The sequence below is a fragment of the Streptomyces sp. Ru72 genome (assembly GCF_002920635.1).
GTDB lineage: Bacteria > Actinomycetota > Actinomycetes > Streptomycetales > Streptomycetaceae > Streptomyces.
Window position 1 is genome coordinate 1 of sequence record NZ_PQSR01000075.1, and the last position, 24113, is coordinate 24113.

At 65.7% G+C, this 24113-nt stretch carries 25 protein-coding genes; 17 read left to right on the forward strand and 8 right to left on the reverse strand.

Features of this window, described 5'->3' with window-relative positions:
• From C3488_RS27850 to eccE, 3 genes are all read right to left on the reverse strand, one after another.
• Positions 1-525 (reverse strand): SCO5717 family growth-regulating ATPase (locus tag C3488_RS27850; RefSeq protein ID WP_258053695.1); only part of this gene is annotated, 525 nt, incomplete at its 3' end.
• Between the two features lie 199 nt (positions 526-724).
• Positions 725-1573 carry a hypothetical protein gene (locus C3488_RS27855; RefSeq protein ID WP_103843679.1) on the reverse strand — a complete coding sequence of 283 codons (849 nt, stop codon included), beginning with the start codon at positions 1571-1573 and terminating at the stop codon, positions 725-727.
• Entirely contained in the window at positions 1573-2889 is a 1317-nt protein-coding gene (eccE, locus tag C3488_RS27860) for a type VII secretion protein EccE (RefSeq protein ID WP_103843680.1), read from the reverse strand. Before eccE ends, C3488_RS27855 begins: the two co-directional genes overlap by 1 nt.
• A gap of 419 nt (positions 2890-3308) precedes the next feature.
• Here eccE and eccB point away from each other — a divergent pair, with 419 nt between their 5' ends.
• The 14 genes from eccB (at position 3309) to C3488_RS27935 (ending at position 17721) form a co-directional block, all read left to right on the forward strand.
• Positions 3309-4907, forward strand: a complete 1599-nt coding sequence (gene eccB, locus C3488_RS27865; RefSeq protein ID WP_103843681.1) for a type VII secretion protein EccB — start codon at positions 3309-3311, stop codon at positions 4905-4907.
• 208 nt (positions 4908-5115) lie between these two features.
• Positions 5116-5427: a WXG100 family type VII secretion target gene (locus C3488_RS27870; RefSeq protein ID WP_103843682.1), complete on the forward strand. Its 312-nt coding sequence runs from the start codon at positions 5116-5118 to the stop codon at positions 5425-5427.
• Between the two features lie 130 nt (positions 5428-5557).
• On the forward strand, positions 5558-5845 hold the full coding sequence (locus C3488_RS27875) for a WXG100 family type VII secretion target (protein ID WP_103843683.1): 288 nt from the start codon (positions 5558-5560) through the stop codon (positions 5843-5845).
• 146 nt (positions 5846-5991) lie between these two features.
• Positions 5992-7419, forward strand: a complete 1428-nt coding sequence (gene mycP / locus C3488_RS27880; RefSeq protein ID WP_258053696.1) for a type VII secretion-associated serine protease mycosin — start codon at positions 5992-5994, stop codon at positions 7417-7419.
• 65 nt (positions 7420-7484) lie between these two features.
• Complete coding sequence (locus tag C3488_RS27885; RefSeq protein WP_103843685.1) at positions 7485-7832, forward strand: hypothetical protein; 348 nt, start codon at positions 7485-7487, stop codon at positions 7830-7832.
• 31 nt (positions 7833-7863) lie between these two features.
• The gene (locus tag C3488_RS40225) at positions 7864-9426 is read left to right on the forward strand and encodes a hypothetical protein (protein WP_146067928.1); all 1563 of its coding nucleotides are present in this window, start codon (positions 7864-7866) and stop codon (positions 9424-9426) included.
• A 156-nt stretch (positions 9427-9582) separates the two neighbouring features.
• A complete protein-coding gene (locus C3488_RS27905) occupies positions 9583-10845 on the forward strand; it encodes a S8 family serine peptidase (RefSeq protein WP_103843689.1) in 1263 nt (420 codons plus the stop codon).
• Positions 10846-11539: 694 nt separating this feature from the next.
• A complete protein-coding gene (locus C3488_RS27910) occupies positions 11540-11878 on the forward strand; it encodes a hypothetical protein (protein ID WP_258053697.1) in 339 nt (112 codons plus the stop codon).
• Entirely contained in the window at positions 11875-12999 is a 1125-nt protein-coding gene (locus tag C3488_RS27915; protein WP_103843690.1) for a WXG100 family type VII secretion target, read from the forward strand. The genes C3488_RS27910 and C3488_RS27915 overlap by 4 nt, the downstream gene beginning before the upstream one ends.
• A 353-nt stretch (positions 13000-13352) precedes the next feature.
• Positions 13353-14417, forward strand: a complete 1065-nt coding sequence (locus C3488_RS40230) for a hypothetical protein (protein WP_146067929.1) — start codon at positions 13353-13355, stop codon at positions 14415-14417.
• A 122-nt stretch (positions 14418-14539) separates the two neighbouring features.
• On the forward strand, positions 14540-15115 hold the full coding sequence (locus tag C3488_RS27920; RefSeq protein WP_146067930.1) for a hypothetical protein: 576 nt from the start codon (positions 14540-14542) through the stop codon (positions 15113-15115).
• Positions 15116-15563: 448 nt separating this feature from the next.
• Positions 15564-15866, forward strand: a complete 303-nt coding sequence (locus C3488_RS27925) for a hypothetical protein (RefSeq protein ID WP_146067931.1) — start codon at positions 15564-15566, stop codon at positions 15864-15866.
• A 19-nt stretch (positions 15867-15885) separates the two neighbouring features.
• The gene (locus C3488_RS27930) at positions 15886-17178 is read left to right on the forward strand and encodes a putative T7SS-secreted protein (protein ID WP_103843693.1); all 1293 of its coding nucleotides are present in this window, start codon (positions 15886-15888) and stop codon (positions 17176-17178) included.
• A gap of 30 nt (positions 17179-17208) precedes the next feature.
• Positions 17209-17721: a hypothetical protein gene (locus C3488_RS27935; RefSeq protein ID WP_181139220.1), complete on the forward strand. Its 513-nt coding sequence runs from the start codon at positions 17209-17211 to the stop codon at positions 17719-17721.
• Positions 17722-17796: 75 nt separating this feature from the next.
• Here the strand turns inward: C3488_RS27935 and C3488_RS27940 are convergent, their stop codons facing one another.
• Positions 17797-18510: a hypothetical protein gene (locus C3488_RS27940; RefSeq protein ID WP_103843694.1), complete on the reverse strand. Its 714-nt coding sequence runs from the start codon at positions 18508-18510 to the stop codon at positions 17797-17799.
• Positions 18511-18972: 462 nt separating this feature from the next.
• Between C3488_RS27940 and C3488_RS27945 the strand changes: the two genes are divergently transcribed.
• A complete protein-coding gene (locus C3488_RS27945) occupies positions 18973-19311 on the forward strand; it encodes a hypothetical protein (protein ID WP_146067932.1) in 339 nt (112 codons plus the stop codon).
• Between the two features lie 256 nt (positions 19312-19567).
• Positions 19568-20146, forward strand: coding sequence for a hypothetical protein (locus tag C3488_RS27950; protein ID WP_103843696.1), 579 nt, complete (start codon positions 19568-19570; stop codon positions 20144-20146).
• Positions 20147-20435: 289 nt separating this feature from the next.
• On the opposite strand, the gene C3488_RS27955 is transcribed toward C3488_RS27950, so the two are convergent.
• The 4 genes from C3488_RS27955 to C3488_RS27970 all read right to left on the reverse strand — a co-directional run bounded on the left by C3488_RS27955 (position 20436) and on the right by C3488_RS27970 (position 23644).
• Entirely contained in the window at positions 20436-20693 is a 258-nt protein-coding gene (locus C3488_RS27955; protein ID WP_103843697.1) for a hypothetical protein, read from the reverse strand.
• Positions 20694-21006: 313 nt separating this feature from the next.
• Positions 21007-22284 (reverse strand): hypothetical protein, encoded by a 1278-nt coding sequence (locus C3488_RS27960; protein ID WP_181139221.1) that lies wholly within the window; start codon positions 22282-22284, stop codon positions 21007-21009.
• A gap of 167 nt (positions 22285-22451) precedes the next feature.
• A complete protein-coding gene (locus C3488_RS27965; RefSeq protein WP_103843699.1) occupies positions 22452-23033 on the reverse strand; it encodes a hypothetical protein in 582 nt (193 codons plus the stop codon).
• A gap of 29 nt (positions 23034-23062) precedes the next feature.
• Positions 23063-23644: a hypothetical protein gene (locus tag C3488_RS27970; RefSeq protein WP_146067933.1), complete on the reverse strand. Its 582-nt coding sequence runs from the start codon at positions 23642-23644 to the stop codon at positions 23063-23065.
• A gap of 128 nt (positions 23645-23772) precedes the next feature.
• On the opposite strand from C3488_RS27970, the gene C3488_RS27975 reads away from it, so the two are divergent.
• A complete protein-coding gene (locus C3488_RS27975; RefSeq protein ID WP_103843701.1) occupies positions 23773-24099 on the forward strand; it encodes a hypothetical protein in 327 nt (108 codons plus the stop codon).
• Positions 24100-24113: the final 14 nt, after the last annotated feature.

Sequence of the window (24113 nt, forward strand, 5' to 3'; positions counted from 1 at the left end):
GTCCTGGCCCTGCTGGGGGGCGCCCGCTCCCGTCTGCTGCGGGTAGCCGTACCCACCGGGCGCCGGCGGGCCTCCCGTCGCCTGCGGGGTGCTCTGGGCGGTGCTCTGGGCGGGCTGCTGCTGCGGAAAACCGTAGCCACCCGTGCCGTTCTGGTTCGCTCCGGGCACGGCCTGCGCGGGCGGCTGCGGAACACCCTGGGCGTACGGCTGCGCCGGCGCGGGAACCTGCGGCGCGGCGGCCTGGGGTGCGGCAGCGGGCGGAGCGGGAGTCTGCGGCGCGGCAGCCTGCGATGAGGGGCCGCCCGGCGGTCCGGTGGGCGGCCCGACGGGTGGACCGGGCGGGGGAGGCGGCGAGGCCGGTCCGGCGTCAGGCTGTCCGCCGGCCGCGGAGCCACCCTGCGTGCTTTGGGCGTACCAGGCGGGAGGGGTGTAGACGATTTCGAACTCGCCGGTGAGGTCCACGTCTTGATCGTCCCCGTCCGAGGACGGGCTGCCGCCTTTGTACTCGGACCGATCGCTGTTCACTGCTTGCCTCCTGGTCAGCCACTGCTGCTGAGTTGGTCGTCGTCGCGGCCGGGCGGACCGAGTGGCGATTCCCACGCGGCTGCGATCGTCACCGCATCACCAGAAGAGACTAATCACTTGGATCGCGGTACGGAAAAGTGACTGCCGACCCGACCGGTGGGCACCGCGATCCGGGGACGACAAGGCGTCGGACGAGGCGTCAGTCCATACGGCGGGCCACGCCCAGCAGGCCGGTCTCCGCATCGGTGGGCTCGGTCATGACGAACTTGCGATGCTTGCGGGTGCACCACAGGGCGACGCCGTCGTAAAGGGTGGGCAGCAGTTGGAGATGCTCGTCCGGGATGCCCAGGGTGTCGCGCACGATCTCGGTCTCCTGGGGCGAGATGCGCTGGATACCGACCAGTTGGGCCTGGGCCAGCCAACGCGGCGCGTGCTCGCTCACGAACGGCAGCACCGTCACCACGGCCTGCCAGGGCAGGGAGGTGACGCGCCCGCGGGGCGGACGAACGCCGCAGTCCCGGATCAACACCACCGGACTGGAGACAGAGGGGCCCTGCGCGGGCACCCGTCCCACCGGATAGACCGTCACACACTGCTGGCCGCCGCCCGCGACCTGGGCCAACTGCTGCCAGGCCTGCGGACGGCCCGTCTCGACGCCCACACGCGCCCCCGTGGCGGCGGCGCGCAGCGCCAGCACCTGGGCGAGCCAGAGGCCGCCCACGAGCACGACGTCGAAGGGTGTGGGACGGGACAGGCCGAGCACGGCCGGCTGCGACTCCGGGTCGGTGCCGATGATCACGCCGTCGTCACCGATCGGCATGCTGATGGCCGCGAGCTCGTCGACGGTGACGACATGGCGGTTCCGGCGCGGGCCGCGCAGCCCGAAACCCGGGCTGAAGATGCGCCGTTGCTGCTGCGGAGCCTCCGGCTGCCGGATGATGGGGATCATGCCGGTGTCGGTGGGCGAGGCCACGTGGGCCGGCGTGCGTCCGGAGGTCCGGCCGTGCTGCCGCGGGTCCGTGGCCGTGGCCGTGGCGGGGTGGGACATCAGTACGTACCTCCGAGCGGCAAAGTGGCGAGGGCTCCGGGGACCTGTTCCCGGTCGAGGCGGACCAGACCGACCTTCGCGGCACTCGCGGCGCGTTCCAACTCCCTGGCGACCTCCGCGAGTTCGCTGTCCCCACGGGCGGTGACACGCAGGTGCCCGGTCAGGGAGACACCCCGGCTGCCGGCCTTGCCCAGCGTCACGCTGAACGTCGTGGCGAGCACGGGGAGCGAGGTGAACCGCGTGATCAGCTCGGGCAGCGCCACACCCCCGTTCCCCAACTGCGGCCAGCGGGACAGCCAGTACGTCGTGTGCCACCGGTCGTCGACCCGCCAGCTCCGTGCCGACTCGACCGTACGCCGCTGCGGGGAGCGCCCGTCCTGAGCGTGCTGCGCGTTGGCCCGCGGGTTCAGGCAGCTGGACGTCGCGAGCGCCTGCACGAGTTCCGTCTCGTCCAGAATCGTCGCCTGGAAGCCGGCCCCGGCCAGCCGGCTCGCCAGCTGGTCCGCCACCCGCAGCAGCGCGCGCTGCGCCCCGGGAACGCCGTCTCCGCGCGCCTGAACCGCCTCCGGGCACAGTTCCGGGTCGAGTTTGAGAGCGACCCAGGTGAGCCGGAGCGCGGGCGAACCCGTCTGCGCCTGCAGGGGGCCGTACGACCGCGCGGCGACCGACTGCTGGGGCAGGTGCGGCGCGGGCGCCGGCTGGGTGTGCTGCACGACCTGTGCGGACGCCAGACGGATCCCGTCGACCTCCAGCGCCTCCTGGACCAGGTGCAGCGGCAGTCGGCGCCCGGCGGAATCCGGACGCAGCGGCTGGTCTCCCGGCTGCACGAAGAGCACGGCGGTCAGGAACGTCCCGTCGCCGATCATGCCGATCGAGCGGTCGTCACGGGACACGAAGCGGTATGTCCGCAGGGCCGGGTCGCACTCCACGGTGGGGGCCAGCATCGGATCCGTCCCTGGCGGTACGGGCGTCTTGGCCGCGCGCTGCCGGCGCCTGAGCGCGCGCGTCGTCTCGTACCACTCGGGCAGCGGACGGCGGCCCCGGCGCAGGACCGCCAGGAGCAGCAGCAGCGCCGCCACCCCGCCGGCCGGGGCCAGCAGCCAGGACGTGTCCGCGGCCCAGGCGGCCAGCATGACGGCCGCCGCGAGCTCCACCAGGATGAGCTGCTGCAGCCGCAGCGGACCCATACCGCCGGGGCTGGGCAGCAAGCGCGGCGACGCGGCGGCGGGGGCCGGAGCCGGCCCGCGTCTGCGGCCCGGACCGTCCTGTTGCTGCTGTGCGCGGCCTCCGCGCCGAGTGCTCGTAGCGCTGGTCATCCCCCGGGACATCCCTTTCGCGAAGTAGTGGCCACATGTCGGGCGGAGATCCTCTGTTGGAGATCCCGGCGACGGGCCAGGGGCACCGATGGCCCACATCATCCATGCGAGTGGCTCACGGTACCCGCTGCTGTACGCGGGCGGACACAGGGGACACCGAAACCCCAGGTGGCCAGCCTTTCACGGACCGGCCGCGCAGGGTGGGGCGCAGGGGTTGAGGCTCTGTGAAGATGCGGGGGCCGCCCGGTACCTGATGGAGCGTCGCCCGATGGCACAGGGCATAGTAAGTGCCTGCTCGGCCGAGGCGGCCTTTCGAGCACGTCGAGCAGCCGGCACGTCGAGCAGCTGTACAGGGCACCACATCGGGCAGCACGACCGAGCAGCACATCGAGCATCACACAACGGGAGACCTGGGGACCATGGCAAAGCGTCGCGATGAGCTCGCTGCCTATACGTTCGCTCGCAAGCGCACCGTCGCGGCGTTCCTGGCGCCATCGCCGGGCGGTTCCGACGAAGGCGCGCCGCGTCCCATGCAGACGGTGATGCCCAGCCTCGCGGTGGGCGTCGTGCTGGTGGTGGGCTTCATCGCCTGGGGCGTGATCAAGCCGTCGGCGCCGGCGGGCTGGGACACTCCCGGCGAATACATCATCGTCGACAGCGACTCCACGACGCGCTACGTCGTCCTCAAGGACAAGGCGACGAACGGCAAGGAGACCCCGACACTCCACCCCGTCCTCAACTACGCGTCCGCCAAGCTCCTCCTGGACAAGGGCAAGGGCAGCGTCATCGAGGTCCCCGGCAAGGAGATCGACAAGAGCGGCATCCCGCACGGCGCGACCCTCGGCATCCCGTACGCCCCCGACCGGCTGCCCGCCGCGGCGGACGCGGAGAAGGCCAAGACCTGGGCGGTGTGCGAGCGGCCGGCCCCCGGATCGGGCGACGCCATCGACCGTGCCGTCTTCGTCCTGGACGCCGACGACGCCAAGGCGCTGGGGAACGAGGGGAAGGTCGACGCCCGCGAGGCCCTGTACGTCATCGACCCCAAGACCTCCCGCGAGTACCTGGTCGACGGCAAGGGCAACGCCTTCCAGCTGGGCGGTCCCGCCGGTCTCGACAAGACCACCATGGAGCAGTTGCGCGCCGCGGTCATCGGCACCACGGCCAAGGCGCAGCCGGTGAGCCAGCAGTGGCTGCACACCCTCAACGAAGGCGGCGTCATCACCTTCCCGACGGTTCGGGACGCCGGCCGGCCGACCTCCGTCTCGGGACTTCCCCAGGAGGCGCGGACGGTGGGCCGGGTGCTCAAGGCGCAGGACGCGCAGGGCACCCAGTACTACGTCGTCCTGCGGGACCGGGTCGCCGCCATCACGCCGTTCGTGGCCAACCTGCTCAAGAGCTCGCCCTCCGCCAAACTGGCGTACGGGACGGGCACGATCAGCGACATCCGCGTCGACACCCCGGACATCATCGCGGCCAACGGCGGCCAGGCGGACAGCTTCTACGCGGACAAGGGCTGGCCCCAGTCCGTTCCCCGGCAGGCCAACCCCGCGGCGACGGCGACCGAGGAGGCCCGCACCACCTCGTGCAGCGTCTACAACGGCACCATCGGCGAGGACAGGAAGCCGCAGCTCGCCACCTGGGCCGGGACGTCCTACCCGAAGAAGGTCGTCGCGGATTCGCTGAGCGCCTATGTCTCGTCCGGCTCCGGCCTGCTCTTCCAGGAGGTCACGGGGACGGCGCAGGGCGGCGGTGCGACGTATCTGCTGACGGACACGGGGCTGCGCTACTCGCTGCCGTCGAACAACGACAGCGCCGCGCAGGGCAGCGCCACCGGCTCGTCGCCCTCGGGGGACGCGAGTTCCTCGTCGCAGGGGGCGAGCGAGACGGACAAGGCGCGCACCCGGCTGGGCTACGAGAAGGTGTCCGACCCGGCGGTCGTGCCGCAGTCCTGGGCGACGTTCATCCCGAAGGGCCCCACCCTGGACACCGGCAGCGCGGCGCAGCCGCAGAGCCAGTGACAGGCCAACTGGCCGAAATCACATGGTACTTGGCCTCAGTGGATCACAGGATCATCGCTCAAGTGTGTGAACCCTGTAACTCATTGGCCTTGCTTGTGGATGTGTGACGGGCGGGCGATAGAGTGCTTTCAGCGCTCACGGATGGGCCGCTTCTCCGGGTACTGGTGCAGGTTTCCCGGATCAACGACGACATGGGGGAAGGTTCAACATGGCCGGCCAGTTCCGGGTAACAGAAGACGAACTGACCAAGCTCTCGGGCGACATCAACACCGTGAACGGTCAGCTGCAGGGCGAGATTCGCCGTCTCAACGGAGTGATCGACCAGATCGCGGGCGGCTGGCAGGGTCAGGCGGCCCAGTCCTACCACCAGCTGCAGGAACGCTGGAACGCGGACGCGAAGAGGATGAGCGACATCCTCAACGACATCAAGGAAGCCGTGGACTCCACGCGGAGCAACTACTCCGCGTCGGAAGAGCAGCAGAACTCCGAGATCAGCAAGATCATGTCCGACTTCGGCTGAGCCGAACGTTCGGGCTCGACTCTTCCTGCTCTCCAGCGCTCTTCACCCCTAACCACGGGTGACACCGGTTGCCTCCGATGACGACCGGTTGCCACCGATTTCCTTCGACTCTTCCTGAAAGGGAACGACGATGTCGGGCATCCTCGTAAATTACGCCACGATCACCAACGCGTCCTCGGACGTGCGCTCCACCGCCGGTCGCATCAAGCAGCAGCTCGACGACCTCGAGGCCGCGGTCAAGCGCGTCGCCAGCACCTGGGAAGGCGAGGCCCAGGAGGGCTACCAGCGCAAGCAGCGCGAGTGGGACAAGACCGCCGCGGACCTGCACGCGACGCTGCTGAAGATCGCCGCCGCCCTGCAGAACGCGGCCGAGAACTACCAGGCCACCGAGAAGAGCAACGCCTCGACCTGGAGCTGAGCCGTCGGCGGCCCGAGGGGCATGACATGAGGAGAATCGGCCCAGCCGACGCCACGGCGTCCGCTGGGCCGAGCCCTTGTCCGGAGCCGTGCACGGCACATCCCTGGAATCTTCATAAGCCTTGGCGCATCTTCACCCACACGCACATGACGCAGCTTCGAAGGAAGCAAGGAAGCCCTCAGGGCCTGAACACGGGGGACCTGAACATGCGGGGCACCACCGCCCGTTCGCGTAGCAGCATCGCTGGACCCGCCACCGTACGGCGGGCCTTCGGCGTGCTCGCAGCCACGGGAGTCTGCCTCGCACCGGGTACGCCGGTACTGGCCGGCCCCGCCCTGACGGTCCCGGCCGCCGCGGAGCCCGCCGGCGCGGCGGTACCCACCCGCCTGGCCGACTCCGACCCCGGCTCCGGCGACACGGCCACCACCGAATGCACGTTCGGCGGCCCCGTCATCAAGTCCACGCCGTGGGCACTCCAGCGGATCCTCCTGGACCAGCTGCGCGCACAGGCGACGGGCAAGGGTGTCACGGTCGCGGTGATCGACACCGGAGTCGACGACTCCAACCCCCAACTGCGCGACGCGATGGCCCCGGGCGGCGGCGACTTCGTCGGCTCGACGGACGGCACCCAGGACCTCGAGGGCCACGGCACCCGGGTCGCGGGCATCATCGCCGCCCGCCCACTGAAGGGCACCGGCTTCGTGGGCATCGCACCCGAGGCCAAGATCCTCTCCTTCCGCTACACGGGCGCGCAGGACAAGCAGGGCAACTCGCGAACCATGTCCGCGGCGATCCGCGCCGCGGTCGCCAAGGGCGCGAAGATCATCAACATCTCCTCGGACACCGCCGACAAGCAGGACAACACAGAACTGCGGAACGCCGTCGCGGCCGCCGTGAATTCGGGAGCTCTGGTCGTGGCGGCCGCCGGCAACGACGGAGCCGACGGCAAGTCAGCGGACACCTACCCGGCCTCGTACCCGGGAGTCCTCGCGGTGGCGGCCTCCGACCGCAACGACGAACGCGCCTTCTTCTCGCAGGCGGGCGACTTCGTCGACGTCGCGGCACCGGGCGTCGGCATGGTCTCCACGGTCCCGAAGGGCGGCCAGTGCACCGCCGACGGCACGAGCTTCGCAGCCCCGTACGTCGCGGGCGTCGCGGCCCTGCTGAAGGAGAAGCACCCGAACTGGACGGCAGCCCAGATCGCCACCCGCATCGAGCAAACGGCCCAACGCCCGGGCCGCGGCCCCAACCGCTTCACCGGCTGGGGCGTCGTCGACCCGGTCGCCGCCCTGTCGGACGACTCGACACCGGGCTCGACCCCGACCCCGGACCCCCCGGTGAAGGCGGGGTCTGGCGGAGTCGTTCCGATGGCGGTGACCATGGGGGAGAGCGAGGCGGAACGGCAACGCCGGATCGCCGTATACGTATTGGGTGTCGGACTGCTCCTGGTGGGCGTGGCCGCGGGCAGCGGGGTGGCTGTGCGGGATTGGCGGAGCAAGAGGAACGGCCGGGACGGCACGGGCGGTCGGGCAGGACGGCCCGGCCACGTCGGGCGCGCTGGGCTGTCGGGCTAGGCGAAGACTTGAGCGCCGGGAGGCCGGCGCCGACAACTTGCAAACAGGGGAGAGGACAACGGGGTATGAGCAACGGAATGCGGGTCGATCTGAGCGCGCTGGATGAGGTCATCCGCAAGCTCAATGGGCTTCTCTCGGACATGGACGACGCCCACAACAAGGCCAAGTACCAGACGGACATCCCGAGTACTGCGTTCGGCAGCATGAAGTTCCTGGAGTCGAACGACCTTCATGACGCCCACCAGAAGCAGAAGACCCGGATCGAAACCATGATCAAGGATCTGCACCAGCTGATCGACGACTTCAGCACGAGCACCTCCAAGGTCAGGGACAAGTACAACAACCAGGAGCACGCGAACAAGCAGGGTGTGAGCGCTGCTCCCAACGGCGGGTCCACCGGTTCGGCTTACTAAGCGGCCACACTGACGAAGGGGGAGTTCGACGATGGTCTACGGCGAGTACTACAACAATCCTGAGTACATCAAGGCTCAGGAGCAGGCGCGAGAGCAGCGGATCAAGGACAAGCACGACGAGAAGCTGGAATCGCTGCCCAACGGAGGTATGGGCGGCCCGGATCGCAGCGAGATCAAGACGCCCTTCATGAAGATGGGCATCCCCGAGCTGCGCTCCATGATCCTGGACGCGGACCCCAACCGGATCTACGAGGTCAGCCAGCACTGGAAATCGGTCCACAACATCCTGTCCGGCGGCGACGGTGATGCGAAGAGCGGCGGCGTGGACCAGGTTTCCGCAAAGGACAGCGTCGCAGGCATGATGCAGAGCGCGGTCGAGAACGTCCTGGAGCACTGGCAGGGCGAAGCGGCCGAGGCATTCCGCAAGAAGGCCAACGAGATCCTGCAGAACATCCGGAACGGGGCTGCGTGGGCCAACTACTACGGCGAAACCATGCACGCAGTCCAGAACGACCTGCGGAACTCCATGGAGAAGATGCGGGACGTCAAAGAACCATCCGGCTGGGACAGGGCCTGGGACAAACTCACGGACGACAATCGCAGCGATAAGCAGCTTCTGGAAGACATCAACAGAGGCGTGAGTACGGATGCTGCGCGCCAGGCCAACGCCGACTCCCTGTCGAAGGGCAAGGAGGAGCAGCTCAAGGGCGTGGCGATCATGGAGCAGCTGGCGGTCAATTACAAAGCGTATGCCCAAAGGCAGCCTTACGATTCCGGTAAGGAGGACCCGTTCTCCCCTCCGAACCCCAATGCGCCGATGCCTCCCCCTATCACCATGCCCCCTGCTGGCGGCTCAGGCCCCCGTACTGGAGGCAGCACCGCTAAGCCGTGGAGCGCAGGACCAACCACCAGCATCAAGCCAGCCCCTACGGTGCCCCTGCCCCGTGACAACGGTATCTCCGGCGGAACGCAACTCCCCACGGGCGGAACGCAACTCCCGACTGCCAGGACGAACGTGGACAGCATCACCCCCGGCCTGACGGGCCCCACTCCTGGCACCGGCCCTGTCGGAGTCGGCGGCGGTGGCGCCGGAATCGGCACCGGCGGGGCTCAGGGCCCGGGCATTGTGGCTCCTGCAGGAGGACTTGGTGTCGGCGGCAGCACTGCCGGTCGTGGCGGCATCGGAGGGATGGGTGCTCGCGGTGGAGTGACTGGGGGCGGTGCGGCAGCAGGTCGTGGAGTCGGTGGCCGAGCCGGCATGGGTGGCATGGGCGGCGGAGCCGGAGCGGCTGGGCGAGGCGGTGCTGGCATCGGCGGACGCGGGTCACTTGCGAAGGCTCGTGGTGGCGTGGTCGGCGCTGCTAAGGGGGTCGGCAAGGGAGCCGGTGGTGGTGCAGGGCTCCACGGCAGTCGCGGCGGAACCCAGCGCGGCGGCAAGGCTGGCGCAATGGCCGGGGGTGCGGGTGGCCGTAGCGGACGACGGTCGGAGGAAGACAACACCAGGGGCGAGCGTCCCGATTACCTGGTCGAGGACGAAGAGACCTGGATCTCCGAAGAGGACCGCAATCGGAACGTCCCGCGAACCATCGAGTAAGCCAACAAACGGGCCGGACAGAAAGTCATCCGTCCACGTATGAAGGCTGGCGCAGCCAGCAGCTGAGTGAGGAGCAAGGAATTGGGTTTCAAGCGAGTCTGGACCACGACAGGAGTCGTGGCGTTGACAGGAGCCTTGCTCCTCACTTCAGCCCCAATGGCCTCGGCAGACGCCGTGCGAGATGCGCAATGGCCCCTGAGGGTTTACGACGCCGAAAAAGTTTGGAAGACTTCACAGGGGGCGGGAGTTACCGTTGCTGTGGTCGACTCAGGGGTGGACGCCAACCAACCTGACCTCACAGGACAAGTCTTGGCTGGCAAAGACTTTACTGGTGGCGGAGATCCCCACAATGATACTGATGGCCACGGAACTGGAATGGCGAGCCTGATCGCCGGCCATGGACATGGCGCGAACAGTTCCGCCGGCGTAATGGGTTTGGCTCCAAAGGCCAAGATCTTGCCGGTGAAGGCTCCGGCGAGCGCGGGTACTGAAACCTGGGCTGCTGGTGTCCGCTACGCGGTGGATCACGGAGCTTCGGTTATAAACCTGTCATTTGGTGACAGTAGTGCGTATCCGGGATCGGCAGGTGCCGAGGCCATCAAATACGCTCAAAAGCATGATGTCGTAGTGGTGGCAGCTACAGGCAACGACTCCGGAACCGTGAGCTATCCGGCTGCCCTACCTGGAGTAGTGGCTGTTTCTGCTGTGGACAAGGACCTCAAATACTGGTCCAGCTCAAACAAGGGGAACGTCACTGTCGCAGCGCCAGGCGTGCAAACAGCTCAGGCTGATCCAACTACCCGCAGCGGTTACGCGGTGGCAGATGGAACTTCTGGCTCCGCCGCCTACGTCTCAGCCATCGTCGCCCTCCTCCGCTCCAAGTACCCCGACCTGACCGCAGGCCAGATCATCAACCGCTTGGTCAAGTCGGCGTCGTTCCTGAACAACGAGGGCAAGAAGGCCCCGGACAGTGAGCTGGGCTACGGAATCGCCCGCCCCGGTTCCGCGCTGACGATGAACATCCCCGTTGGCCCAAAGGAAGGCCCCCTCGCCCAGGCATCGCCGCCCACGTCCACGACCTCCGGTAGCGCCTCGAAGGGAAACGACGGTACGAACCCGGTCAAGGACGAGAAGAAGTCCTCCTCGGGCAGTATCTTCCTAATCGCCGGCCTCGCAGCCGTCGTGGTCGTCATCGCGATCGTCTTCGTGGTAATCCGCAGCCGTCGCAACCGAGGCAGCGGTGGGCCGGGCTCGGGCGGCGGGGTCCCCCCTCAGGGCGCGGGCTACCCGCCTCAGTACCCGACGGGCCACCAGCCGTACCCCAGCGCAGCCCCCAACCAGGGATACCCTGCGCCTCCAGGACAGCACCCGCAATCCCCCAACCCCTATACCCAGCAGCCCCCACGCCAGGGACAGTAGGGTAATTTTCACTAGAAGTGGCTGTGAACTCCGAACGGTTCGCGAATAGCCGAGCTGTCACCTCGCCAAGGTCCTCACGTTGGATTGTCCAAGCCACCAAGGGCAGTTTGCGGTGGGATCCAGTTGGCCATGATGGCGACTGGCAACAACGACACCACAGAGAATCAGCCCGAGCGTGAAGGGATTTTCCTAATGGGTGTCATCGTCCTTATCGTAGGCATCATCGGTATCGGAGCTGTGATTGGCGCCGTAGTCGTCTTTACGGTAATCCGTAGTCGCCGAAACTCCGCTATCAGCCCCGTCAACCCCGGAGTTGGGCCTTACTCCTCTCACCTGGGCTACCCGACGCAGCAGGCGAACTATCCGCACATCCAGCAGCCGCAGCCGCACCCGTCAACTTCCTATCCGGAATACCCCACTCCGGAACAGCCCTTCCAGCACCCTGGTTTCCACCCCCAACCTCCCAACCAAGGCCAGTAGCAGCCGTGTCTTGTGGCGAGCCGATCTGCCTTCCCTTGGGCCATGTCACGCTCAGCGACTCACAGGTGTCCCTAGTGCTCGGTGGCCCGGACGCGTCGTCCGCAAGGCATAGCCTGCTCCGTTTTCTGTGACCCTGTCGCGAACGGAATCCCCTGCTGGAAAGAGCCTCAGCGTTTTGAAAAGCTCCACATCACAACACGATACGGAGGCGGCAATGTCTGATGGCGGAACGTCATTCTACGAGCCAGATGCGGGGCGCTCACTGGCTCGTAAATTTGAAATGCAAGCCTACGACCTGAGGGCGTACCTCAAGGAGTTTTCCGAGAAGACCGGTGAGGAAGCCATCACCGATGGCTTCGGCGTTCTGACGGAATCTGAAGAAGTGACGTCCGCATACATCGGATACTCATCGGATGTCGTTGCCGCGATGGAGGTCGTCCACGAGCATCTGGACAAGATCGCTGATGCTCTAAGGAAGGTGAACCGCAACACTGAGGTGACTGATGATGATGTCGCCGTTCTCTTCGGAAAGTCTGACGGTGGTGGCCAGTGAGCGGGGATGAATCGGCAGCCGAAGAGATCATCGAACTCGGGATTGAGGTCATCAATCCCGGGGGGCGCCCTGAGGTGCTGGAAGATGCAGCCAAGGCGTGGCGCAAGCTCAAATCGGATGTTGAAGACCTCGTCAAGAACCTTGACAAGGAAGTCAAGAACACCGTGGGGCATACGTGGTGCGGTGAGGCGGCCGACGCTTTTGAAAAGCACTGGGGCGAGTTCGCAGCAGCTGTTCTTGGGGTGACTGAGGATTTCGACGAGGCCGCCAAGGGTCTTGACGATGCCGCAAAATGCATTCGCGAGGTAAACGAGGAAATCCACGATATCTATACGGAGATTGGGATTTCCATTGGGGTTTCAGTGGGGATGTCGTTTCTCACTCTCGGGGTCTCTGCGGCTGCTGGTACGGCCCGAGTCACGATGCTGGTCACAAGGGCCATCGAGGCTGCCGGTCGACTAGGTAAACTTCTCCGGATCATCGCAGACTCATTTCGGTGGCTGTATAACTCCGGAAAGGCCGGAAGGATCTTTGCGGAGGGAGTGCTCAACTGGGCCGGCGGCACCGCAGGCGGAATGATCACAAGCCAGCTCAGCGGGAAGGGTTGGGAAGTCAAGACCAATATGATCGGGGGTCTTGCGGGCGCTACGGTCGGGACCGTTGCAGGCAAGGCTGCGACTGCGCTGGGCGGCGGAGACGTCGTCAGCGGAATGGTCGGCGGCGCGGCTGGCGGGATGTCGGGAGACTACCTTGACTCAGTGCGCAAGGGTGAGGACTTCGACATCAGGCAGAGTCTCGTCACCGGCATTACCGGAGGCGCAGCTGGCGGACTCGGTGGTGGGGCAAGGTCCATCGACAGGGGCTTCGACGACATGGCCCGAGGTCTGAAAAACGACAGTGACTTCGCCTACAACGTGGATCGCCCAGAGCACCAGCAGGCAGGAATTGACGCCGCCTTCGGTGCTTCCACTCCCGTAGCAGGGGGAGTTTCCGCCAACACGGCGAAGGATGGGTTCGGCGACGTGGACAAGAGCGCGGGACAAGCTCAGAAAGCCGCCGAGCGGGGTGTCGAGGGAAGCCACCAGGCGGCAACGGATCGGATTCGCGAGGACTTCGGCTAGTGCTGACCGGGAGTAAGTCAGTGGGCGTCGCAGGATCTCGCGCGACTGAGACACTCTGTGCAGGCCTAGGTTGCTTGGTAGTTACCTTTGTGCCAGCGCTGTGGCTGTTTGCTAGGGAACCGGACCTGCGCAGGAAAGCGATTCTGTTGGCCTTGGGCTGTGCGCTGGGCTGCGTGGTATTGCTCGCTGCGCGTCAGCGGCGCGCAGGAGGTTGGCGGCCATTCAGCGAGGTCGTCGGGGCAGAGCTCTCCGAGACGTCGCAGGGGAACTGGTCCGGCACGGCCGGTTCGGCCGAGTTGCCGTGTGTCCTACCGTCACGAAGAAGGCAGCAGCAGCGAACTCTTCTATGGGGTGTGGGCGTCTGTACGGCGATTGTCGGTCTTGTTGCGCTGGCAGCAGGAATGCCGCAGCGGTCAGAACTGGTACAGCGTCTCCATGATGCTGGCGCTGAGTTTTCGTCGGTGCGAGTAGAAAAAGTAAGTGATGTGCGCCAACTTTCACGCAGCGGTAAGGACCCTTATGTAGCAACTGTAGTCGTTCAGCTTCCTGATGCTGCACAGGGTGAATCCGTACATGCCACCGTCAGAACGGAAACATATGATCGCCTGTATGTTGGTGATCGTGTGGAAGTCCTCTATGCGCCCAGCCAGCCACGATTGGGAGCTGTTGCGGGAGATGAGCGCAAGCTAGGGACGGAACTGCGGGGGGAAGTGATGCCGGCGTATCTTCGGTGGGGGTGCATCGCTTTGTGGACCCTCGGCGTTTTGGTCGTGTTCAACGTTGTTTCGAGGAAGCACGGATTTCGTGCGTTCTCTCGGTTGGGTGATGGTGACAAAGCCGTTCGAGGGCGGTACGTCAGGACTGGGCAGTACCATCACGAGGGTGCTGGGGGACGCGGGGAGCCGCGCAACGGCAAATACCTCGAGATCCAGACTGACGCCGGGTGGATACACTTTCTGACGGACCTTTCCGATCATGGGTTGCCAGAGGAAATGGAGGGTCAGCGGCTTTGGTTGTGCTGGGATGCACGTCGAGGATCGCGGGGTGGGCGTTTTTCAGCGGATAGAGCGCCGGCTGCGCTGGTCTTCGACAGCGATTGGGTGATTCACGGAATGCTGAATGTCGTCAAGGCAGAGAAGTTGACAAACGTCGGTTTCTCTGTTGAAAAGCTTAGTTCGCCTGGGGAGACGAATCGCCTTCTCAGGGTATTCGATCCGCGTGCGAAGTGGCTACTGTCCATTTCCCCCTTGTTTCTGAGTCTATGTTTTGTGGCCACTGTCTGTGCTGCGGTACTGACGCTTGATCTGGAAATTTTGTGGCGTTGGGTAGCTGGAGGTGTCGGCGTGCTCAGCGTAGTTGCAGGGGCCAGCCCTTATGTTAGTTTTTCCTCCGAAATCGCCAAGTCGGGTGCGAAATAAAATGATGTCGGCGGCGGGCGCTCCAGCTCGAAGCTCGTGTCGGCCGGACTCGCCAAACCCCCCCCGGCCGACGCCTCTGACGGGGCCAGGTCGCGAAGCGCTGCTGGAGTACTGGCTCCCCCATGACCCTCTCTCGTACCCGAGGCCCCGTCACTCGGGTGTTCTTCTGGATCTGCGGCGCCATCGCCGCGTTCGTCGCCGCCTTCTGGGCGGTGACCGCGACCACCGATCTCGCCCTTTCCGCGGGCTTCTACGGCACGCCGGGCACCTACAGGGTGGAGAGCTGCTACGACACCAACGACAGCCGTAAGAACTCTGACATCTCCTGCTACGGGGACTTCATTCCGGAGGGCGGTGGCGCCGACGACGCCGTCTCTGTGAACCTGAAGGACACCGGGCACGACTACCCGGACGGCACCGAGTTCGACGCGCGGCAGGGGCTTGACCCGCAGACGATTCAGCGAGCCGGGATCAGGGGCGTCCTGGGGGAGCTGTGGCAGGCCGGGTTTGCTGTGGCCGCCCTCTGCTGGCTCGCGTACCTGGCGATCAGGGCCCTCAAGCCGCGAAAGCGGCACCTCAACCGGGAGACTTCGCGGCGCGAGAAGACGGCCCAGTGGGTGGGCTTCTGTGCCGCGGGTGGCGTCGTTGTGGGTGTCTTGAGCTGGATCGCCAACCTGTTGGGGTCGATTGCCACCTAGTCCCACTGGGCAGTACTCCCGTCGGCGGCCCCGTCATCTCTGGCATAAGCGCCCACTGCGTCTTTGGTTCGCCCTCTTGGAGTCGTGGCTGCTGAGACAGTCGGCCGAGGGCCAGGATCGCCAGGATTCCGACCCCTACAAGGACGAGCACCATCAAAGCCACTGCTGCGTGGTCAGGTCGGTGACGGCGTAGACGGCCTCGCGGATGCGCTCGGTCGTCCTCTCCGTGGTGCGATGTCGTCACACCGCAGTGACCGGCGCTCTTGCGAGTCACCCTCTTTCAATAACGCCCTCTCCAGCAGCGGCCCCGCTGAAAGAACTCAGCGATCGCATGAAAAAGGAGTCGTGAGGGGGGAGAGGGCCGCATGCGTCGCGATCTTGGTGATAGTGTGCGTGAGATTGTTGCGAACACGCCTATTTCTAGGTGGAGTTGGAGGGGGATGTCGCCGTGGCTGATCTCGAAGTAGACCCTGCAACCCTTAAAAAGGGCGCTTCAGACATTCTGGATTGCCTCAAGCCCGTCCAAAAGGTGGACTTCGGGCCGTTGGCCGAGAAGGGTTCCTCATTCGGGGTCGATTCGGCAGCCGCGGCATTGGTGACATTCTGCGCGACGTGGCAGTCGGGCGCCGGGTTCCTCGCCGACTGTGCGGCAACCCTGGCGGAGGGGCTGAACTCGGCCAGCAACAACTACGCCAAGACGGATGAGGCCATCCGTGACGCGGTGAATTCGGTCAATTCGGACTTGGGATAAGGGCGGGGAGTCCGTATTCATGGCAGCCATGCTCGGGGGGACGACTGACCCGAAGGAGCTCATCCCGGGGGACGCCGAGAAGCTCGGCGAGCTTGCGACCGCCCTCACCAACTGGTCGGACAAGCTCAACGGAATCGGCGACGGCCTGGGTGGCCTGCGCATCCCGGGTTGGGACGGCAAGGCAAGTGACGCCTTCTGGCCCACCTTGGCCAAAGAGAAGACGAACTGGTACTTCGCTGCCGATGCGATGTCGGGGGCGGCTACGGCAGTCACCTCGTATTCCTCCATGCTGAGCTGGGCGCAGCAGCAAGCCGCGACCGCGATCGAGCAGTGGAACGGCGGGCAGCACGACTCAGCCGAAACGGTGCTGAAGACCGCGCGTCAGCAACTTCAGCACGAGGCCGACGCGTTGGCCAAGAAGCTCGACGACCTTGCGGGAGGCGCCTCCGGCAGTCCTGGTTGGCTCGTGGAGGCCAGGGAATGGGTGGACGCCAAGCAGTGGACCGACAAGCACGGGGTCGGCAAGACCAATGTGACTTCGTGGAAGTGGGACAAGGAAAAGTCGCTGGGGGGCGAGGACGGCCCCTGGCTCCGCAAGAAGAAGGAATGGGGCAAGGACGCCGACGGCAATTGGTATATCCGGGACAAGGCTGAGCCGTCCGAAGGGGGAGAGACAGGCAGATCCGGCAGCAAGGTCGAGACGACGATCAAGCTCGCCGAGTGGACGGGGGGCGCCAATGTCTGGTCGGCTGGTGTCGCTGGAGAAACGACGGCTGGTGGCGCCACTCTGAAGGGCGGACTAGGGGTTTCGGCACTCGGAGTGGATGGATCTGCCACTGCCAGCATCGCAGACTGGCAACTGCGGGCTGGTGCGTCCGGGAGTGCCTACCTGGCGCAGGCTACCGCGAACGGCAGTGTCACCTATGGCCTCGCCGCAGCACAGGCCGAGGGAAAGGCCTTTGCCGGCGCCGACGCTTCGGTCAAGGTTTCCGCTGGCAAGGACGGACTGCACGCGGGGGCGGAGGCGTTCGCCGGGGCCAAGGCCACAGGGTCGGTCTCCGCTGACGTTGCCGGCGTCGGCGCCGGCGTCGGCGGCGAAGCCTGGGCGGGGGTAGGGGCCTCCGCCAGCGCCGACGTGGGCATGAAGGATGGCAAGTTCACGATCGGCGGAGACATCGGAGTCGGTCTCGGTCTCGGCGGCAAAGTCGCTTTTGATGTCACCGTCGACCCTGGCAAGATGATCGACTCGGCTGGTGAGGCGGCTGACGCGGTGGGTGATGCCTGGGACGCGGTCGGTGATTGGATCTCCTGAGCTGACGCTCGTGAAGGAAGTGGATTGAAGATGACCACCACGTTGCCGATCAAAATCTCGTTCTCGCTGCCGGAAGGCTGGCGGGCGGCGCCACCAGATGAGGTCGGGGCACCGGGCGCAGCATTCGTCGCGCTCCATCCCGCATCCATGGACGGGTTCACGGCGAACATCACCATTTCCGGACGGATGCGCAACGACAGCGCCACCCTGTGGCAGATTGCCGACGAGTCCGTGCGGCGGCTGCAGCAGGCCGGGCCCGTGGAGGTCGTTAAGAAGACGGAAGTGGGAACCCCGGATGCCCCGGGCCTGACGGACTCCCCTGGCGTGGTTCAAAACCTCCGCCTCTCCACGACCTTGAGGGGAGAACCTTTGGAACTGCTCCAAAGCCAGGTCTATCTCGGTATGGAGGACGTCAAGAACTCGGCGCAGCGGGTCGTCATCGAACTCGTCCTCACCGCGAAGCCGACTCAACTCCGCCAGGTGATCGAAGACTTCAAGGATTTCATTCGATCCGTGCGTCCGGCTGACGAAGCGCCCGCCTAAGGTGTCTTGGACGGCTGAGTACCCCTTGTCCGAGCGAATCCTTGGGCCCGGACAAGGGGCGCGCTGCTGCGATGGTCAGGTAGTAGTCCATGCCTGCGCCGGAATCCGCTCCAGGACATCGCACAGGTAGTTCAATTTCTCGTCGGCGGCCTGTGGGGACATGGTGCCGGTGTACCACGTGAACACCGCGTCGTCGCGCAATGCAATCCGAGACTTTTTGGCTCGTGGGTCAGTCAACAGGAAGGGAATCAGGTCGCCACTTAGGACGCTTCGGGCAAAGGGCTCGTCTCTGCTGGCGATTCGGAATTCCAGATCAAATTTCGGCACGCCGAGCTGCACCTTGGTCCGCCGGTCCATCATCGTGTCCAGCATGCCAGGATGGTAGATTTCCATGTACGGGGCCGAACCAGGCGTCGTGACGACAAAGACGGATTCAATAATGATGTCTGGACGTTCAGTAACTTCGCCATCTGGCACGATATTTTTTTCGCGGTACTCGAAATACTTGAAGGAGTGACCGCGGATCTCTCCCGCGGTGTAGTGCCAGGCGGGCAGGTTCTGGCCTTTAGGGAAGGGGCCCACTCCGGAAAATTGGTCGATCTTCCCACGCACGTAAGGCGTATAAGTCCAACCGCGTTCCGGGGCGATTCGGGCGAGCTGTGCATACTCCGCCCTGATCCGCTCAGACTGCCTGCGCCCCCGTCTGGCCATTATGAAGACGAGGGTGAACATCCCCGCGATGAAGGCGAAGAGCAACACCTTGATGAGGGTCCCTACCAGTAGCTCCATGGCCTAAGACTATGGTGGGCCGCGACTTCAAACAAAGCGGGAGCTCACCAGGGAAGGGCGTGACGATGGGGTGGGTTTGCTCGGCAACGTCTCGTCCCAAGATGCCGTTCCAGGATATCGGAGACTTCACAGGAGGTCCCGGTGGGAGGCGGTGAGCTGGTCGGCGGACCCGACAGTTGGGAAGGGCTCCGGTGGTGGTGGAGGTTCTTGATCACGACCTCAAAGCCATGCTGAATGCCTGGCTGCCACCGGCGGAGGGCGCGGCCTGGGGGCCCTGCGGCTGCGGGCTTTACGCCATGGCCGCACTGCAAATCGTCAAAGTGATGGAAAGGTGGGGGTGATGGATGCGTTCGGCAAAGCAATGGAATCGACTTCGGCATCATCCGCAGGATCCGGTGCATCGTGCGCGGGCCGGTCTCACCGGCGGACGGCAGAGCATGGCCGGCCAGTTCCGTGATCGCTGTGCGCACCGGACCCGGCATCTCGCGCACCGACTACGACAACGAACGGGCGCTGATGGTCTTCACCGACCGCAGGATCCTGCTGATGTGCACGGTCTCTTCGAAGAAGGTGCCCCTGTTTGGCAAGATCCCTCCCGGAACGCCGCTCATGGAGGCCCGGCGTCTGGGCGAGATACTGCCGGGACAGCTTCGGAGTGTCGCCATCCGGCACACATGGCTCTCGGAACGCGTGGACCTGCACTTCGCCGACGGCTCCCTGGTTGCGGTCGAGGCGGCCAAGGAGCAGGACCGGGCTCTAGAAGCGCTGAGTCAGGGCATCGTCCCACCCCCGCGACCCTGACCCGACGCGCCAGTGGGAACGGGGCGCGGCTGTAGGTCCAGACGGAGGCATAGCACTTGGGGCTTGTCTGCCAGACCCCGACTTCATCTCCTGCAGGCAGCCACACCCGGCCTGCGTACTGGGGTCGGCGTCCTGGTTTACTTGGGCCATATGAGGGAGCGTGACACGGTCGGTGCAGTGCGAAGTCGGTGCCGAGGGACGGCATGAGGTTTGACCGTGAGCTGGTCGAGAAGTACGACATGGGAGCGGGCGCGTAGTGACGCAGCCGGAATTGACGCCGCTCGCACCGATCACGACGCTCCCCCAACCTGGCGTCATGGGCCGTGCTCTCGGGGGACTGTTCTTCGTTCTCGCTCTGGTGATCTTCGGGGTCGGTCTTTACAACGCGTCCCATGCGGCCGGCGTCGTCGGCACCCATGGCACTCTCACCGTGGAGCGCTGTTGGGTCGAACAAGGTATCCGTAGCTCGAGCGACACCACGGTATGCGGGGGGACCTTCAGGTCCGACGACGGCAAGGTCGTCGACGATCAGGCGAGCATCCTGGCGAAGGTGAAACCGGGTGGCAAGGTTTCCGTGCAGCAGGGTGGGGGCTGGTACGTGAAGGTCGGCTTCGGTGAGACGACCCGGTGGATCGCCATGTTCTTCCTCGGCTGGCTTGTGGCAGCGTTCGGCATGGCGTTCGCCGCCACGGGTATGTTTCCCCGCAGCGGGATGCAAGTGGCCCTGATCACCCGGTCGGTATCAGGAACCAGGGTCGGCATGGTGCGGAAGTGGTTCGTTCGCGGAGGCCTCGCTGGTGGTGGTGTCTGCCTCCTCCTGACGCTGCTGGCCTGACTCCTCAGCTGAAGGCGGCTGCACTGCGGGATCGTCATAGCTCATTACTGGCTCGGGGAACCCCAACCGCCTGCCCGGGACGCCCCGCTGGTGCTTGCCCTCCGTCGTACATCTCTCCGTCAACGGCACACCGGACGTACTACGCAGCCGGCACCCTGCACTCGGGCTTGCCGCCGACACCCCACGCTCGTGCGGACGGAGTCCTCGTCGATGTGACAGCCGCCCCTTCAGGGACTGAGCGCCGGGCCGGTCGCCCTCCACCGCTCCCGGTCCCACCCCATGGGGTTGGTCATGGGTCACAGGTGCCCGACTGGCCGGCGCATTGCCAGCCGGAGAAGCCATCCTGGGGACGGTCGACGTCATGGTCGAGCCTGATGAACCCGTAGGCCACAACCATGGTGAACGCGACGGCGGCCAGTGCCGCCAACCACACCACGACCCGCAGTACCGGCGGCACGGATCGGCGGCGGCCGGGGTTCGGCTCGGCCGTCCGGTCGCAGTCACGGTCCCGGCGAGCGGCGCTGCTGGGGGTGTGCCGACCGGTCATGCGCACGACGTTATCTCGTCGGAGCTGCCGACGGCCTTGAAGTCCCGGCTTCTGCCGACGGTGTTCAGGTGGCGATGTCGGCCTGCTCCACGTTCATGCCGGCCGGGTTCCGTCTCCGGTCGCATTGGCGTGGTGCTCGCTGGCGTGGTTCAGTTGTTGCGAGTCCTGTCGACTTCTGCAGCCGCCTGAGGGTGGCAGGCTGCAGAGGCCGATCGAGGTCGAGTAGCTGATCGCGGGCTCCGCTTCGCGGAACCCGCCTGCTTCCTGTCCGGAGGGCGACCGCCGCGATCGCTTCGGGCCGCCCCCCACGCGGCTACGAACCGTCCGCGTGGACCGCGTAGACGTACCGCTTGCCGACGTACTCGCTGAGGTTCCAGATGACCGACTCGCTGTAGGCCCAGCCGGACGCGCCACTGCTGTGGTAGCTGAGATCCTCGCAGCCGATGGCCAGGTCACAGACGGTGGTCGCGGTCGAGGTGCCGGAGCTGAAGGTGCGCAGCGAACCCTTCGTGGACGGACCGGCGCTCGTCGCGAGGTAGTGCTTGCTGTTGCGCGACACCACTCCCTGAATCTTCTGCTGGGCGACGGTGACGGCCTCGGACGCGGTGAGAGAGGCGATCTGCCGGTCGGTGTAGTCGAGGTTCCAGCGGACCACCTTGGGTGTGGTCGTACCGGGGCCCGTGCCGTTGAAGGTGCCGTCTGTGTAGTCCACGGTCCCGGACAGGGAGTACTCGCTCACCACCAGGCTGTCGGGGCTGCTGGCCCGGTCGAGGCCGATCGTGGTGTAGCGCAGGTACGTCCCCGCGTTGTCGTAGGCGTGGCTCTGCGGCAGGACGTACTTGTACCCGTAGCCGTAGTAGGACCCGTCGGTGTGCAGGCCGCAGACGTCCGTTTCAGCGGTGGCCACCGTGAAGAAGGTGTTCAGGTCGAACACCCGCAACCCCTTGTAGGTGTCGACGACATAGAGCAGGTTGCCGTACCACATGATGCCGCCGGCGTGCTTGCGGATGGGGTTGAAGGAGTACTCCCCGGTGGCGGTCCTGACCGGCTCGACCAGAAGGACGTGGCGGTACGTCGGTGTGCCGGCGGTGGTGTAGTCGACGAACGTCAGCCTCAGGCCCTTGTCGAGCGCGTACTCGTCGACGCCGTCGTCGTCGGGGTCCGTCTCGAAGTACCAGGAGACGAGGACGACCCTGTTGCTGCCGCCCGCCGGGTAGACCCCGTTGCCGTAGGCGTCGGCGCTGGTCGTGACGCCTTGTGGGATCCAGTAGTCCACCGCCTGGTCGGCGCTGTCCCAGGCGAATCCGGTCGCGAACGCCTCTACGGTGCTGGGGGCGCTCGTGAGGTGGGTGGCGTTGCGGTTGGTGTCGGCGATGACGGTCGTGGCGTCGACCTTGGTCAGTTTGGTCGCCAGACCGGCGGTCAGATCGGCGAACTCGCCGTAACCGTTGGACGATCGGCTGCTGAGGCTGAACTGTCCCGCGTCGATGGTGGCCGCTTCGGCGACGGTGGGCGCCGCCAGGCTGCCGACGGCTGCGACGAACGGGGCGGCGGTCAGCCCCTTGAGGATCGTTCTCCGTGTCATGGTCATGAGGCGGAAAACTATGCACGATCGATCAAGCAGCACAACCCGGCTGGTGCCTCACTGGTGAACGCCCGTGGCACGGTCGGCGGAGAACAAGGGGACGGCCCCGCCTGCGCGGGGGGTGCCCCCGCCTCAGCAGGTCAGGTGGGTGACGGACGCGCGCGGGGTCTCCGTCATGTGAAGAACACCACCAGCAGACTGATGGCGAACCCGACAACGCCCACCGCGACCAGTACGACGGTGCTGCGCAGCAGGGCCTGGCTCGCCGGCTGCCTGGAGGAGAAGCCGGTGAGGGTGCCGAGGAGGCCGACGGCGAGGGGGATCAGGGCGCCGAACCACCATGCGCAGCCGACAGCGATGGCGCCGACCCAGCCGTGGTCCATTTTGTAGGAGGTGTCGCCGGTCTTGCGGGCCTGGAGGACATGGCCGCGCTGGTACAGGGCGTCGCTCTTGAGTTCGGCGTTGAGGTCCTTGACGCTGCCGTCGTCGGCGGTGAAGGTGCCGTAGCACCACCTGGTCCTGGTCTTCTTCCGCGAACTGCTCGACGTACCACGGTACTTGTAGTCGACGGTGCAGGTCTCGACGGTGAGCTTGCCCGGTGTGGACGTGGCGTAGGTGTAGGGGCCGAGGAAGGCGCCGAGGGCCAGAAGGACGAGGCCGACAAGGACCAGGCCCGCGCCGATGAGGCGGCCCGTACGCGCCCGGTCTCCGGATGCGGCGGCATTCGTCGCGGCGTTCCCGCGCACTTGGGTCATGTGGGTTCCTCAGGATGGGGATGCGGGCGTCACAGAGCGAGTGAGCATACGAGCGCTGCCAGGACGCCCAGGGCGAAGACGCCACCCAGGACGGGGCCGGTGACGGCGGAGGCCGGCAGGCGTTGCCAGGAGGCCGTGAAACCGGGGCCGTTGCGTGTACCGAAGCCGGTGAGGAGGCAGTAGCTGCCGAATGCCAGCAAGGAGAGGCAGAACGCGAGAATCGCGGCGTCTTTTCCGGGGTCCCGGTCCCGCGGCTGCTCGAAGGTGTCGTCCACTTGTACAACGGGGATTTTCGTCCCGGTCTCGAAACGCGAAGAAGTCTGCACGGCCACGTCCTGGTAGGTCGCCCCACCGTGTTCTGCGGTCCAGGTTCCGGTGCAGCTGAACTTCAGTTCCGTGGTACGCCTGTGCGTGCCGTAGTGGGTCTTCGTGTGTGCTTCACATGAAGAAACGGTGAGGGTTCCGTCGGTGCCTTCGCCGGCGAGTTCGCTGCGCAGTTCCGGAATGGTCGACGCGGCGACGACCGCCGCCACGACAAGCAGTCCCGCGCCGAGGAGTCTTCCCGCCCACAGGCTCCCTGTACTGCTGTAACGCGGCTGTGCTGTCAGCACTGTTGGTCCCCCCCGGGCGACTTGACGATCTCTTGACTGACGGGCTGGCTGGGTCGTGCGCGAGGAGTCTAAGGTATCGGCTTGTCCTGCAATACGAACTGCAGCAACGGGGAGTCCGGGGGAGAGCGATGGAGTTCGACACCTTTGACGTTGAAACGGCCGTGCTCCGCGAGCAGGGGCAGAACTTCGTCGACCTCGGAGGTGATTTCTCGAAAGCCGCCAAAGGGCTTCAGGACACCCTCGAAGGATTGGGGGAGCCCTGGGATGACGCGGACTTCGGGGAACTCTTCGGCCAGGTCTACGCCCCGATTCGCGACGGAATCCTCACATCGATGGACAGTCTTGCGAAAAGGCTCCAGCAGATCGGTCACAACCTCCAGGGCATGGCACGTGACTACGATGGATCGGACGCGTCGAACAGCGACCTGCTGAACGGAATTTCCGGCCACATCTAATCAAATACGGGGCT